This is a genomic window from Pontimicrobium sp. MEBiC01747, assembly GCF_053601635.1.
Genome location: NZ_JBSHNS010000135.1, coordinates 1 through 14,355 on the forward strand (window position 1 = coordinate 1; position 14,355 = coordinate 14,355).

Here is a 14,355-nt window from a genome sequence, read left to right on the forward strand (position 1 = left end):
GTGCTATAGAAAGCGAAGACATGGCTTTTAAAATAGCAGAACGCGTTGTAGAAATTACTAATAAGTTAGAAATACCTTATGTATTTAAAGGTAGTTTTAGAAAAGCGAATAGAAGTCGTATAGATAGTTTTACAGGCATTGGGGACGAAAAAGCATTAGAAATTTTAGCTAAAGTCTCTGAAAAATTTGACGTGCCAACCGTAACCGATATTCACGAAAGTAGCGATGCTGCTCTTGCTGCACAATATGTAGATGTTTTACAAATTCCTGCATTTTTAGTACGCCAAACCAGTTTGGTAGTTGCTGCTGCAAAAACAGGAAAAGTAGTAAACCTAAAAAAAGGACAATTTATGAGTCCGGAAGCGATGAAACATGCAGTACAAAAGGTTAAAGATTCTGGAAGCGATAAAGCTTGGATAACAGACAGAGGTACTATGTTTGGTTACCAAGATATGATTGTAGATTTTAGAGGTATTCCTACCATGCGCGAATATGCACCAACGGTTCTAGATGTTACACACTCGTTACAACAACCAAATCAAACAGTTGGGGTTACAGGAGGCAGACCAGACATGATAGAAACTATTGCACGTGCTGGAGTAGTAAATAATGTAGATGGTTTATTTATAGAAACACATTTTGATCCTGCAAATGCAAAAAGTGATGGCGCTAATATGCTACATTTAGATAATTTAGAATCATTGCTAACGAATTTGGTATCTATTAGAAAGGTTGTTAATACTCTTTAATATTTCATCTTTTTAGCACTAATAAAAATGGGGACGAAATATCATGACGATTCAACTATTGCTAGCGATTCGATTGCAATTGCACTAGACTTAAAGAAGTTAAAGTTTCTCATGCCTGAACTATTAAATCCTATACAAAGGCTTAAATATAAATTGAGGAGATGGGGAATAACTTCTTACATTGAACGTATTGAAGAACATATAAAACTTGGCGATAGTCAAGGCGCTATAGTTGTAGCTACTTATCCCCTTTTAATTGCAGCTTATAATGAAGATATTGATTGTGTTGTAATGTTAATGTTTGAACAGAAAATTCAAAACAAATATAATTTTAAAATTAAAGACCGACTTATCTGCGTTAATACATTTGGAGATGCTCCAGAATTACAATCTGATTTAATTCCTGGTAAAGATAATTTTGGCATGTGGACAGTAGTACACCCTATAATTGCTAATCTTGTTTCTAATAGTAACACAGTAATAGAAAAAAGGGAAAAAGAAATAGGAGACGACGGCTATGATTATATTTGGAAACTTGCGCAAGAATACCGCATTTTAAAAAAAGGCAACTATAGAAACGGTAAACCTTTTTACGCAGCACAAGCCAATTCTAATATAGAAGGTATACATCTAACAATTTAGAATCATTATTAACTAACCTTGTTTCTATTAGAAAGAATATTAATAGTCTCTAATATCTTTTATTTTAGTATTTATAACACAAAAATAAATACTATGGAAAATAATGTACGAGGCGGAGACGCTCCTATAAAATGCGAATTAGAAGCTGGTAAAAAATATGCTTGGTGTACCTGTGGCCATAGCGAAGACCAACCATTTTGTAACGGTTCGCATAGAAAAGCAGAAGCAACACCATCTATGCGTTTTGCAGTAGAAGAAGATAAAACGGTATACTTATGCACTTGCAAACAAACTAAAAATCCACCCTATTGCGATGGATCTCATAATTAACTATTATTCTATTTAAAGTATTATAAAAATAACACTAGACAATATTGTCTAGTGTTATTTTTAGTATTTGGTTGCTACAATAATACTAACATCATCAATCAAAAAATTAAAATTACATTAACCATCAAAAAACTATAATTTTCACTTTTCGTTCTAACATTTAATCTTCTATTCTCTCAAACATCGATTAAAGAACAACCTATTTTCTATATCAATGTCTTCATAAATCATAATAAAAAACATCTGGGTTGAAAGCGAATCTGTTGATTTCGATACCATTAAAAAAGAAATTAAAAACATAATATACGCACGCCCATTTACTTTAGACGAAAAAGTAGTGTACCGTATTTTCGCAGATAAAAATTTACAATTAGGCTATATTATGGATGTAGAAGAAGAACTATTCGACACCTATAATGATGATAAAACCAGAAGAGAATGTTACCTTCTAGAAACGGTAAAGCTAGAATTAGATGGCTCTATTTGGTTTGAACAACTAGAAAATAGCAAAAGACTTATTAAGGTAAAAGGCTAACATACAGATAAAAAAACCTCTTTTAATAAAAAAAATTTGAATTTATTATAATATTAAAATCATTAATCGTAATATTGCAATGTACAAATACATAAATAAAAATGGGATTAGCAAAAACAGAAATGTTTACAGATCAACAAAACAAAATTGCAGGCTATGCAAAAGTTTTTGGGCACCCAGCAAGAGTTGCTATCCTGCAACACTTATTTAAAATTAACACCTGTTTCTGTGGAGATCTAGTAAACGAAATTGGCTTAGCACAACCTACCATTTCGCAACACTTAAAAGAATTAAAGCATCTTGGTTTAATAAAAGGAAGTGTAGAAGGCACCAGTGTTTGCTATTGTATAAATAAAGAAAATTGGATAACTATGAAAAACGTTATGTCTCAATTTCTAAATTTAGATAATAATACAAAAGAAGAATGCTGTTAAAAAAATTTGAAACAATTAATCGTTAAATTGCAATAAACCAATATAGTTATGAAATTATCAGAAATAAAATCAGCTTTAAGTACATTAGAGACTATTGCTTTTAAATTACCTAATGGAGATTTAGTTCCTAATCATTTTCACGTTACCGAAGTTGGTAAAATAACAAAACACTTTATAGATTGTGGTGGAACTGTTCGTAAAGAAGATGTTGTAAATTTTCAACTATGGAATGCCAATGATTACGACCATAGATTACACCCAGAAAAACTAGTTGATATTATAGAATTATCTGAGAAAGTGTTAGGTATTGAAGATCTAGAAATAGAAGTAGAATATCAGGCAGAAACTATAGGTAAGTTTGGCTTAGATTTCGATGGTACTAATTTTATACTAACTACAAAACAAACAGACTGTTTAGCAAAAGACCAATGTGGTATTCCTACAGAGAAACCTAAAATAAAAATGTCTAGTTTACAAGAATCTAGTTGTTGTACTCCAGAGAGTGGTTGTTGCTAAACTAAAATTATAAACAGATGAAAACCTACAAGAAAATTAATACAGTAATTTCTGTTTTAAAACCAGAAACTATTACGGATGAGCGTAAACACGTCTTACAACCTTTAATAGATTTTATTAAAGACAAAATAGCATCCAACCAAGCTATACGCATAAATTTTATTTGTACACATAATTCTAGACGAAGCCATTTGTCTCAAATATGGGCGCAAACTATAGCTGCTCATTTTAATATAAAAGATGTATTCTGTTATTCGGGAGGTACAGAGTCTACTGCTCTTTTTCCTATGGTAGCAAAAACACTAGAACAAACTGGTTTTAAAGTAGAAACCATTGCTGAAGGTAATAACCCTATATACAGTATAAAATATACAGATAATGCGCACCCAATTATTGGTTTTTCTAAAGAACTAGACAATAATTTTAATCCAAAATCTGAATTTGCTGCTGTTATGACCTGTTCACAAGCCGATGGCGGTTGTCCTTTTATAGTGGGTGCAGAAAAACGTATTCCTATTACATTTGAAGACCCAAAAGCTTTCGATAACACACCCCAACAAGCAGAAAAATATAAGGAACGTAGTTTACAAATAGCCACAGAGATGTTTTATGTATTCTCGAAAGCATGTGCTTAAACAAAAACAATCTATACTAAAAATACAAAGGCTGTCTGAAAAATATTAAAAACGTCATTCTGAATTTATTTAAGAATGACGTTTTCAAACTATTATAAAATACCGAAACAAGTTTGGTTTAACGAAAAAATTACTATTTAAACCCTCTCTTTACTCTATATAAGCAGTTTTTGTTTTAATATAATGTAATAGCTTCCTGTAGTACTTCTATTAATACAGTATCGTCTATAGTTTCTAGACTTGTATATCGTAAAGAAAACATTTGCTTTCGCTTCTCGGTAACTTGATGCTCTTTATGGCATTTTATTTTCGTTCCCATCCAAAAACCAACATCAACAAATTGCTTTTTATGACTTGCATTAAGGTAACATAAAGGTTTATTGTTTATATAATAAAACGGTATTTTGTATTTGTATTTTAATTCTACTTCAGGAACCGTGTGTTCTATTATAACTTGTATATGCAATAATATAGAACGGTAAGGTTCGGGTTGATTTATTATGTAATTTTCAGCCGGATTCATTTACTACTTTAAAAAATTCCTATTAAACCTATTATAATTAAAGCAATACCAATAATAGCTTTAAAAGGCATTAATTTATCCGATAGTTTTTGTAATAAGTCTCCAAACGCTGGTGCTTTTCCTATAACATGTGTTAGCAATAAAAAGCCACCTAATATACTTGCTATATTAAACAATATACCATGCCCTCCTAGAAGTCTCATAATACCTAATATAGTTAAAGTACCACCTATAATGGTTTGAAATGGTGCTAAAACACCAGCAATTTTATTAAAAAAATTACTTTCGCCATCCCACTTGTCTAATGTAGCTAGCCCTAATAAAATGCCACCAGATACGTTTGCTATATTTAATAATAATGTTATCATTTTCTTTTATTTTTTAATTGGTTAAACACCTTTATTACTCCATATAAAAATGCGCTCAATATATTAGTCTTATAACAATAAATAATGTTTCATAAAATTAATAAAATTTTAACTTGTTAGTTTTAGTAAAATTAACTTACTTTGTATTTCAAAGTACTTTAACTATGAGTGAGCAAGATTATTTAAAAGATATAAGTGAAATTAAGAACCTGATGAACAAATCATCGCGTTTTATTTCTCTTAGTGGCTTATCTGGTATACTAGCTGGAATTTATGCTCTAATTGGCGCGGCTGTTGCTTATTGGCTAGTAGATAACTATAGTTATGGTAAATTACTTTTAGATGGTACTGTTTTTAATTTAGTAGTCTTAGATTTAATATTAATTGCATTTTTTAGTATCGTTACAGGTATTTACTTAACCATTAGAAAGGCTAAAAAAAATGGTGAAAATTTTTGGGATAGTTCATCCAAACGTTTAATCTTTAATTTTTTAGTACCGCTAATAACGGGAGGTTTATATATACTTATTATTCTAAATCAACATAAATATGGGCAAACCGCTGCTTTAATGCTTATTTTTTATGGTTTAGCTTTAGTTAACGCCTCTAAATTTAGTATTGGAGATATTAGTTATTTAGGATTTATTCAAATAGTTTTAGGTTTAATATGTGCGGCGTACCCAGGTTATGGTTTTTGGCTATGGACGTTAGGCTTTGGTGTTATGCATATTGTTTATGGTACATGGATGCATTTTAAGTACGATGCAAAATAGAAATGCATTGCACAATAGTAACTTAAATTATTGTTTTGAGTATAATAAATAACATAAATAAAGTATTCGATCATCGTATAAGATTAGGCATTATGTCTGTTTTAATGGTTAACGAATATGCCGATTTTAAGACTTTAAAAGAATTGCTTGGTGCTACAGATGGCAATTTAGCAAGCCATACAAAAGCGCTTGAAAAAGCTGAGTATATTGCTGTAGAGAAACAGTTTATTGGCCGTAAACCTAATACACGCTATAGTGCTACATCTTTAGGTAAAATAGAATTTAAAAAACACATAAACGCATTAGAAAAATTAATAAATAAACAATAGCACATTTTTTTTAATTATTTACTTTGAAATTCAAAGTACTTTATAAACACAAATATGAAACAAATAGTCAATAGTATTGCCGCTATAGGATTTAGCACCTTATTTTATAAACAAGGATTAGGTTTAAACCTTGTATTATTTAGCCTTTTAACTATAATCATTTTATATATTAATAAAAAGGAAGCTTTTTTTAAAGTTAATATTGTAGTAATCGCATTGAGCTATTTAATAAGCAGTATTGCAGTGTTTTTATACCAGTCTGACTTAGCCATTATAGCTAACTTATTGTCCTTTTTTATTCTTATTGGTACAGTTTCAGAACATAAAGCTTCTATTTATGTTAATTGGTTAAATGGTTGCTACACTACTATCGCTGCTTTTTTTCACCGTTATAACCAAAACATACAGTCTAGACCTATTGAAGATTCTAACACAAAAAAGAAAATTGATTATTGGTACTGGATTAAAATTATAGGAATTCCTGCTGTAGTTATTACTTTATTTATTGGTTTGTATAGAAATGGAAACCCAGTGTTTGATGATTTAATTTCTAAAATAGATTTTAGCTTTATCAATTTACACTGGCTTTTGTTTAGCGTACTTGGTTACTATCTTTTTAGTAATATTTCGCAACCTATAGCAATAGAGCCTTTAACGGCTTCAGATTTGGCAACAGGGAATAATTTAATAGAAACTAGTAATTCTTCAGAAGAAAAATTAGAAAGCGAAAAACAATTGGGTGTTGTTTTAATGAGTTTATTAAATACACTAATTACTCTTTTTTTAATTACCGATATTGTATATGTACTACAAACCAATATTACAGCTGCCTCGCAATTCTCTAATATAGTACATAGTGGTGTTAATGCTTTAATTGCTTCAATACTACTAGCCATTATAATTATTCTTTACTTTTTTAGAGGGGATTTAAACTTTTATAAAAAAAGCAAAAGCTTAAAACGACTTACTTATGTTTGGATTATTTTAAATAGTTTATTGGTTATTATTATTTGTATTAAAAATTACCAATACATCACCTCTTTCGGTTTAACCTATAAACGCATTGGACTTAATATTTATTTACTACTAACGCTTATTGGTTTATGTACCACTTTTATTAAAGTACTAAACATAAAAAATCTATGGTATTTATTAAGGTTAAATACCCAAATAGCATTTGCTATTTTAATTATATCTAGCACTTTTAATTGGGATAAAGCAATTACGCATTACAATCTAAATTATGCAGAACGCACAGATACAAATTACTTAATATCACTATCAGATAACAATACTATGCTATTGAAAGCCTCTGTAAATTCTCCACTTTTTTCTGAAACACAACAACACACTATTTATAGAAAACATGCAGATTATGTAAAAAGACTAGAAGATAATTCTTGGCAAGAGTATGTATACGATAACATGTCTTTAAAATAATTCATTATGAATATTGGAAACACATTAATAAAAGCTACAGGTTTAGCCACGAGTATATTTTGGCTCATTCTATTACCAGAATATCCTACCGTTTCAATAATTATCTCTATACTATTGTCCCTAATCCCCATATTTATTTGTTGTTTACTTACAATAGTATTTACCGTGTTTCCTTTTTTTTGGTTTTTTGAAGATACTCTGGGCAAAAAACAGGTTTTTAAAACCTACTTCCCTTACTACACGATATTAATTTTTTGTGTCTGTTTATTTGCTATAAATCTATTTAACTATGAGTTATTTGCTATAGCCTTTTTTGCATCTGCTTTTTTCACACTATTACAAACTTGGGTATGGTACTCTAAATTAAACGCTCATGAAAAAATATAGAAAACAACTTATTATATGGCTATTTGAGGTCTCAAAAACACTATATACCTATGTTTTTAAAAACCATAAACCATGGGGTATTTATAAAGCAGAATTGCTAACCTATCCAGACACATCTTTTGGAAAACATTTAGGTTTATTTTTAGAAAAAAACAACTTTGAACTAATTCCAAAAGTAGAACGCCATGATGCTTACCATGTTCTTACTGGTTATGGTACTAAGGTAGAAGATGAAATAGCATTACAATATTTAAGCCTTGGCAATGGAAAACATAGCCCCTATTTATACGGTGCCATTATTTTAGGTACAATTTTACTTCCAGATTATATTAAATACTATCTAAAATCATATCGTATTGGTAAAAATGCAAATACATTTTATAATCTAAACTTTAAAAATATGCTTCATGTTTCTATTAGCGATATAAGAGGCGCCATATTTATAAACCTTAATTATTAAAATCATGAACAGATTAAAAGCAACTATAAAAATTGCGCTTCTATTTTTTACAATAGGTACGTTGTTATTAATACTACATTTTATATTTAACACTTCCAACTTTATTATTTGGTTAGGTTATATGTATGTATTACTAGCAATAGTTATAAATAGTATTCTTTTAATTATACTTATCGTTGCTTTATTTATAGATAAAGAAAAACTAGAAACATTAAAATCTATTGGTGTACTCTCATTAAATATCCCTATAGCTTTTGTCTATTTTCAAATGGTTATAGACTCCTTATAAACACTTAAAACACTACATTATATGAAACGCATTATAAAATACTTAAAACGATTATTTTTTATAGCAATATTAGGGTTTGGTTTTATTATTCTCTCTAATAACATTGTAAAACATAGTGCAGAATATAAGACCTTTAATACAGTCTCTCAAGTACAAAAGCATAAAGTTGGCTTAGTTTTAGGAGCTGTAAAAACACTCCCTAATGGTAGATTAAACTTATACTATAAGTATAGAGTTGAAGCGGCAGTTGCTTTATATAAAGCTAATAAAATTGATTATATTTTAGTTAGTGGAGATAACGGTAGAAAAAGCTATGATGAGCCTTCAACTTTTAAAGAAGACCTTATTAAACATGGTGTTCCAGAATCTAAGATTTATTTAGATTATGCTGGTTTTAGAACCTTAGATTCTGTTGTTAGAGCTAAAGAAGTTTTTGGTTTAAATGCTTTTATTGTAATCTCACAAGAATTTCATAATCAACGAGCTATTTATTTAGCAAAACACCATGGCATTAAAGCTATTGGGTTTAATGCAAAAGACGTTACTGGACGTTATGGTTTAAAGACTCGATTACGAGAATACATTGCAAAAACAAAAGCAGTAACAGATATTATTTTTAATGTAAACCCTAAATTTTTAGGCAAAAAAATTGAAATCATTTAAGCTTATGGTGTTTCGCTTTAATATCGTTTATTTTATACTATTTCTCATTCTATTAATTATAGAAATACTTATAGCTACTTTCTTAAAAAGTGGTTTTATAAGGCATACTTTTGGAGACTTTTTAGTTGTTATTTTACTTTATACTTTAATAAAAAGTATTCTAAAAACTAAATCTCTATATATAGCATTAGCTGTTTTAATAATTGCTTTTAGTATTGAGTTTTTACAACTTGCAAACCTCTTAGATTATTTAAACCTAAGAGATAATCTATTAGCAAATTTAATACTAGGTAGCCATTTTAGTATCCAAGATTTAATAGCCTATACCTTAGGAGTTATTTGCTCTTTTTTAATAGATAAAAAACTAAGTAAACATGCATAATATAATAACACTGTTTCAAAAACGATTTAAAATACTATCGCTTTTATTTTTATCATTAAGCTTCTGTATTGCGCTATTATGTATTAGAATGAAAATTACACAAACCATGTATTATCGTTTTTTAATATGGAATTTGTTTTTGGCTATTGTGCCTTATACCATTACAACCTATTTAGTAAGTTTAAAAAAAATAAACTTATTAAAGCTCTCGGTGTACTTTATTATTTGGCTATTATTTTTACCCAATGCACCGTATATTATTACAGATTTATTACATTTAAAAACTAGCGGCTCTACAATGTTATGGCTAGACGTTTTAATGATTTCTTTTTTCGCAATAAATGGACTCTTATTATTTTACCTATCGCTTTCAGATTTTAAAACCCTATTAAAACAACACTTTAATTCCACCATAAGTTATGTTATAATTTTTGCAGTATTCTTTTTAACTAGCTTTGGCATGTACTTAGGTCGCTTTCTTCGCTATAACTCTTGGGAAATATTAAGCAACCCCAAACATCTATTTAATGATGTTATAAACATTATAGCACACCCTTTCCAACATTATAATGCGTGGTTATTTACGTTGTGCTTTGGTTTAGCTTTAAGTATTGGTTTTCTTATATTTAAAGATAAAAAGTAGGAGTTATATAATTTTTTAACACATTAAACGTTCAAAAAGCAGGATTATACTAATCCTAACTATCAAATAGTTAGCCTATTTAAAAAGTATTCACTAATTTTAAAGCTAATAAACATATAAACTCTCATTCAATGAAAAAACTAACACTTTGCGCATTGGTTACAGTTTTAGCGTTTTTTTCTTGTAAAGAAGAAAACAAAGCACCTGTGACAACGCCCCTTACTCTTGGAGATTTCGAAATTTCTACAGATAAGGTTACACAAAACGAACCCTTTACCATTAAATATAATGGAGATGCAGAAAAGATGGAAAGCTTTTACCATCAAATCAATCAATTAAAAGCTTACCCGTATGACATTAATTTTACTAATAAAGAAGCAACAATAACAATTCCCGATTCTATTTCGGCCATTGCATTTAACTTTAACATAGATGGTAAATTTGATGACAATAATAAAAAAGGCTACATATTAAAAGTACATGATGCAGAAGGTAATCCTGTAAAAGGAAGTAACACAAGTGTAGCATATTATCCAACCACTTATGGAGGCCAGTATGGACTAGAAGGAGATAAAGCTGCATTAATTGCAGCTATGGAGGCAGATATTAAAGCTAATCCAGAATTAAAAGAGGCATGGGGAAATAACTATTTACGTACATTATTTAGAAATGATAAAGCAAAAGGAAAAGCCGTTGCATTATCGCAAATAGAAGAATTAAAAGGCAAAGCATCGTTAACAGAAGAAGATTACTCTTTACTATCAAACCTTTACGGAATGATTAAAAAGAGAAAACTAGCCGATTCTGTTAGAACTGTTGCTTTAGAAAAGTTTCCTAATGGAAAAATGAAAGCAAGCGCTTTAATGAACAGTTTTTTTGAAACTAAAGATTTTGCTGAAAAAGAAAAAATATTCGCAGACATTAAAACCATGGATAGTAAAAACCCTAATTTAGGGTACTTTACTAGTAACTTAGCCTCTGCTAGTTATAAAGCTAAAAACATGGAAGCCTTTGAAAAATATGCTGCTATGATGACTAAACCACAAGATAAAGCTGGTTTATATAACAGTATAGCTTGGCCTTTAGCCGAAGATGGTAAAGACTTAGATTTTGCAGCAAAAATTTCTAAATCTTCTTTAGATTTATTAAAAAAATCAGAGAATTCTTTAGATGATAAACCTCAATATTTAACACCTAACCAGTACAAAAAGAACATAGAAAGTTCTTATAATATGTATGCAGATACTTATGCCCTAATTTTATTTAAACAAGATAAATTAAAAGACGCTATTAAGTACCAAAAAGTAGCTGTAGGAGAAGGAAATAATGCAGATATAAACGAACGTTACATTCAATTTTTAGTTGCAGATAAGCAATATAAATTAGCTGCAGACGAAGCTAATGCCTTTTTAAACGATGGAAAAGGCTCTGAAAAAATGGTAGACTATTACAAAACAGCATATACAGAAACCAATAAAGATGGAGACTTCGATGCTGTTATTGCAGAAATAGAAAAGAAAGCCCATGAAAAAGAATTGGCTAATCTTAAAAAAACAATGTTAAATGAAGACGCTCCTGGCTTTGCTCTTAAAAACCTTGAAGGTGAAGAAGTAACGCTAGCATCTTTAAAAGGAAAAACAGTAATTTTAGATTTCTGGGCAACATGGTGTGGCCCTTGTAAAGCCTCTTTTCCAGGTATGCAAAAAGTTGTTGAAAAATATAAAGACAATGAAAATGTTGTACTATTATTTGTAGACACTATGGAAGATGGAAAAGACAGAGAGCAAAAAGTAGCAGATTTTATTGCTAAAAACAAATACGATTTTAATGTCATTTTCGATACTAAAAATAAAGACACAGATGAGTTTGATATAGCGTCTAGTTATAAGGTAGATGGTATCCCAACCAAAGTTATTATTGGTCCAGATGGAAAAATGAACTTTAAAGTTGTTGGTTTTAGTGGACAAAATGATAAAATGATGAGAGAAATAGATTTAATGGTAGGACTATTAAACCCATAAAAAACACATTATTCCAAAACAAAAAAACGTTTATAGTATGTTACTATAAACGTTTTTTTTATTTTATCACCTTTATTAATCTTATTCTTTACCGTCTACGTAATCTTGCAAATGCGCAAAACGCTCTGTTAACTTTCCATTTTCTGTCATTTTAGCTCTATCTAAAATACCATCCTTATCGCCATTAAAAAAAGCAGGAATAACATACTTTAAAAACATAAAGCCAAAACCACGACTTGCATTATTAGGTAACTCGCATGGTAAATTATCTACAGCCATAACAACAATAGCATTATCGTTTTTATAATCTGTTTCTTGTTCTGTTTGTGGGTCGTACCCATATATAGGGTCTGCTATTGTAGATGGTTTAATAGTACTAGCCACTGGCCCATCTATATCACAACTAATATCTGCAACTAATTTTATATTAAAATCTGGTGATTTAGCATCTTCTCTAGTAAATAAATAAGGCGCCCCATCACCAAAAAAATGACCAGCTATAAAGACATCGCTAACCTTTGCGAAACGCATAAAATTAGAATTGTAGTCTTCAGAATTATTATAAAAATCGTACTTTCCTAAATCTTGTCCATCTCTACGAATATTATAATCTAATACATCTATTTGTACATAAACAGCCTCGTCAAAAGTCTTATTTAAATAATCATCAACAGAAACCTCTTTAATCTTTAAATGATCTAGAATTTCTTTAGCACCCGTTCCTACTTTTCCACTTCCAGTTAAAACAATCTTCATTTTAGGGACCTCTATCTTGTCTAACTCTGCATTTAAAGCATCTCTATCTTTTAATGTCTCTGCTTTAGGTAAGTTAAAACTACCATATTTAAGCCCATAAGCCCTAAAACCATTATATGCTCCAACAACTCCTGCATAATATCCAAAACCAATTAAACGATTGTTCTTTTCATTTACAATAGTTTCATGATCGTACATTGTAATATTCTTATCTAAAATAGCACGCAATAAATCTCTATTATAAGGCTGCTTTTTTATAGTATGGCTAAAGAAAAAGTACGACTTATTAGGTATTAAAGCTGAAATAGGCACTTCCTTAACACCTAGCATTACATCTGCATCTGTGACATCGTTAGAAACTGTAAACCCTAAATTAGAATATTCCGAATCCTTAAACACACGAATATCTGAAGATTCTATAACTAATTCTGCTTCAGGAAAATCAGTTTTAAGTTTTTCTAGAGCTTGTGGAGAAAATACAACTCGGCGATCTGGTGGGTTCTTACGTTCTTTTATTAGTGCAAATTTCATAAAAAATGGTTTATTTTTCATTCCGTTACAACGGAAATCTTATGTTATTTCTTGTTCTAAATTACTGACAACGACTGACAAAGCAATGGTATGGAATAATTTTTGCACGAAAATAGTAGGAATTGCAAGCTTATACAAACTTTTTGGTAACTTTGCATACTACAAAAGCAAATCATTTGCATTAAAAACGGGGTCGACTGGTTTTGACAGCGAGATTAATGAAACGGTAAGCACGTCGAGTAATGATTTTGAACTCGTAAAACGCTAAGTCAACTTTTTAAACGGCGAGAATAACTACGCTTTAGCTGCCTAATCTGAATTATAGTAGGATTAAGCCTCGGTACACAAGGTGTACAAGCTTTATGTCTCCGGAAAGCCTTGATTGACGGCGTTCCATTTTGAGGCATCGTAAATGTCAATATAGATAGTGTAATGCTTTGGTACACCATCGAAACTAAAAAAGATAAGTAATAAGTAGGCTGTTTTTGGCCAGCTTATTATCGAAAACCTAATCGAAAACTAAACGTGTAGAAAGCCCTTTGATTACTTGTTTGGACCCGAGTTCGATTCTCGGCGACTCCACAAAAAAACGCTCTATAGAATTTTCTTTAGGGCGTTTTTTTTATTTCTTTTTGTATTTATAAATTAATAATTAATATGCTATTGTTTATTTTAACATTACAGAAGTACAGGCTATTTTATCATAGAGACTAGACTTTCCTTTTGTAACCACAATACTTATAAAATAAGCTATTACAATAATGTTTGGAAAAACACTTACAATTAAATTCCACATAGGAATTTCTATATTATTTGTAGAATAATGAACAGACCAATGAATTCCAAAATGAGCAATTTCCCATGGTATTATTTTAAAAAAGACTCTAACAAATATGTTTTTTCGAGTATTATTCTCTACATATATACTTTGTAACTGCTTGCCTAATGT

At 29.9% G+C, this 14,355-nt stretch carries 21 protein-coding genes and 1 other RNA gene; 18 read left to right on the forward strand and 4 right to left on the reverse strand.

Annotated features, from left to right (window positions below; genetic code table 11):
- From kdsA to ACVC2P_RS03720, 7 genes are all read left to right on the forward strand, one after another.
- Positions 1–749, forward strand: a 749-nt coding sequence (kdsA, locus tag ACVC2P_RS03690) for a 3-deoxy-8-phosphooctulonate synthase (RefSeq protein ID WP_452597140.1), incomplete at its 5' end; no start/stop codon positions are given.
- Positions 750–776: 27 nt separating this feature from the next.
- On the forward strand, positions 777–1,391 hold the full coding sequence (locus tag ACVC2P_RS03695) for a hypothetical protein (protein WP_452597141.1): 615 nt from the start codon (positions 777–779) through the stop codon (positions 1,389–1,391).
- Between the two features lie 93 nt (positions 1,392–1,484).
- Positions 1,485–1,721, forward strand: a complete 237-nt coding sequence (locus tag ACVC2P_RS03700) for a CDGSH iron-sulfur domain-containing protein (RefSeq protein WP_452597142.1) — start codon at positions 1,485–1,487, stop codon at positions 1,719–1,721.
- 337 nt (positions 1,722–2,058) lie between these two features.
- Positions 2,059–2,256 carry a hypothetical protein gene (locus ACVC2P_RS03705; RefSeq protein WP_452597143.1) on the forward strand — a complete coding sequence of 66 codons (198 nt, stop codon included), beginning with the start codon at positions 2,059–2,061 and terminating at the stop codon, positions 2,254–2,256.
- Positions 2,257–2,357: 101 nt separating this feature from the next.
- The gene (locus tag ACVC2P_RS03710; protein WP_452597144.1) at positions 2,358–2,690 is read left to right on the forward strand and encodes an ArsR/SmtB family transcription factor; all 333 of its coding nucleotides are present in this window, start codon (positions 2,358–2,360) and stop codon (positions 2,688–2,690) included.
- A 48-nt stretch (positions 2,691–2,738) separates the two neighbouring features.
- Positions 2,739–3,206 (forward strand): DUF6428 family protein, encoded by a 468-nt coding sequence (locus ACVC2P_RS03715; RefSeq protein WP_452597145.1) that lies wholly within the window; start codon positions 2,739–2,741, stop codon positions 3,204–3,206.
- Positions 3,207–3,223: 17 nt separating this feature from the next.
- Positions 3,224–3,841: an arsenate-mycothiol transferase ArsC gene (locus ACVC2P_RS03720; protein WP_452597146.1), complete on the forward strand. Its 618-nt coding sequence runs from the start codon at positions 3,224–3,226 to the stop codon at positions 3,839–3,841.
- Between the two features lie 175 nt (positions 3,842–4,016).
- Here the strand turns inward: ACVC2P_RS03720 and ACVC2P_RS03725 are convergent, their stop codons facing one another.
- Positions 4,017–4,364, reverse strand: a complete 348-nt coding sequence (locus ACVC2P_RS03725) for a DUF1801 domain-containing protein (protein WP_452597147.1) — start codon at positions 4,362–4,364, stop codon at positions 4,017–4,019.
- Positions 4,365–4,372: 8 nt separating this feature from the next.
- Entirely contained in the window at positions 4,373–4,732 is a 360-nt protein-coding gene (locus ACVC2P_RS03730) for a hypothetical protein (RefSeq protein WP_452597148.1), read from the reverse strand.
- A gap of 164 nt (positions 4,733–4,896) precedes the next feature.
- On the opposite strand from ACVC2P_RS03730, the gene ACVC2P_RS03735 reads away from it, so the two are divergent.
- From ACVC2P_RS03735 to ACVC2P_RS03780, 10 genes are all read left to right on the forward strand, one after another.
- Entirely contained in the window at positions 4,897–5,505 is a 609-nt protein-coding gene (locus ACVC2P_RS03735) for a hypothetical protein (protein WP_452597149.1), read from the forward strand.
- Between the two features lie 35 nt (positions 5,506–5,540).
- A complete protein-coding gene (locus ACVC2P_RS03740) occupies positions 5,541–5,834 on the forward strand; it encodes a winged helix-turn-helix domain-containing protein (RefSeq protein ID WP_452597150.1) in 294 nt (97 codons plus the stop codon).
- Between the two features lie 54 nt (positions 5,835–5,888).
- Positions 5,889–7,274 (forward strand): DUF4153 domain-containing protein, encoded by a 1,386-nt coding sequence (locus ACVC2P_RS03745; protein WP_452597151.1) that lies wholly within the window; start codon positions 5,889–5,891, stop codon positions 7,272–7,274.
- A gap of 6 nt (positions 7,275–7,280) precedes the next feature.
- Positions 7,281–7,661 (forward strand): hypothetical protein, encoded by a 381-nt coding sequence (locus ACVC2P_RS03750; protein WP_452597152.1) that lies wholly within the window; start codon positions 7,281–7,283, stop codon positions 7,659–7,661.
- On the forward strand, positions 7,648–8,121 hold the full coding sequence (locus ACVC2P_RS03755) for a Coq4 family protein (RefSeq protein ID WP_452597153.1): 474 nt from the start codon (positions 7,648–7,650) through the stop codon (positions 8,119–8,121). The genes ACVC2P_RS03750 and ACVC2P_RS03755 overlap by 14 nt, the downstream gene beginning before the upstream one ends.
- 4 nt (positions 8,122–8,125) lie before the next feature.
- On the forward strand, positions 8,126–8,410 hold the full coding sequence (locus ACVC2P_RS03760; RefSeq protein ID WP_452597154.1) for a hypothetical protein: 285 nt from the start codon (positions 8,126–8,128) through the stop codon (positions 8,408–8,410).
- A 21-nt stretch (positions 8,411–8,431) separates the two neighbouring features.
- Complete coding sequence (locus tag ACVC2P_RS03765) at positions 8,432–9,073, forward strand: SanA/YdcF family protein (RefSeq protein ID WP_452597155.1); 642 nt, start codon at positions 8,432–8,434, stop codon at positions 9,071–9,073.
- Positions 9,060–9,455, forward strand: coding sequence for a ribosomal maturation YjgA family protein (locus ACVC2P_RS03770; protein ID WP_452597156.1), 396 nt, complete (start codon positions 9,060–9,062; stop codon positions 9,453–9,455). Before ACVC2P_RS03765 ends, ACVC2P_RS03770 begins: the two co-directional genes overlap by 14 nt.
- Positions 9,448–10,098, forward strand: coding sequence for a DUF1361 domain-containing protein (locus ACVC2P_RS03775; protein ID WP_452597157.1), 651 nt, complete (start codon positions 9,448–9,450; stop codon positions 10,096–10,098). The genes ACVC2P_RS03770 and ACVC2P_RS03775 overlap by 8 nt, the downstream gene beginning before the upstream one ends.
- A gap of 131 nt (positions 10,099–10,229) precedes the next feature.
- Positions 10,230–12,119 carry a TlpA family protein disulfide reductase gene (locus tag ACVC2P_RS03780; RefSeq protein WP_452597158.1) on the forward strand — a complete coding sequence of 630 codons (1,890 nt, stop codon included), beginning with the start codon at positions 10,230–10,232 and terminating at the stop codon, positions 12,117–12,119.
- A gap of 81 nt (positions 12,120–12,200) precedes the next feature.
- On the opposite strand, the gene ACVC2P_RS03785 is transcribed toward ACVC2P_RS03780, so the two are convergent.
- Positions 12,201–13,406, reverse strand: coding sequence for an NAD(P)-dependent oxidoreductase (locus ACVC2P_RS03785; protein WP_452597159.1), 1,206 nt, complete (start codon positions 13,404–13,406; stop codon positions 12,201–12,203).
- Between the two features lie 189 nt (positions 13,407–13,595).
- On the opposite strand from ACVC2P_RS03785, the gene ssrA reads away from it, so the two are divergent.
- Positions 13,596–13,991, forward strand: a transfer-messenger RNA (tmRNA) gene (ssrA, locus tag ACVC2P_RS03790).
- An 82-nt stretch (positions 13,992–14,073) separates the two neighbouring features.
- Here the strand turns inward: ssrA and ACVC2P_RS03795 are convergent.
- Positions 14,074–14,355, reverse strand: a 282-nt coding sequence (locus ACVC2P_RS03795; RefSeq protein ID WP_452597160.1) for a hypothetical protein, incomplete at its 5' end; no start/stop codon positions are given.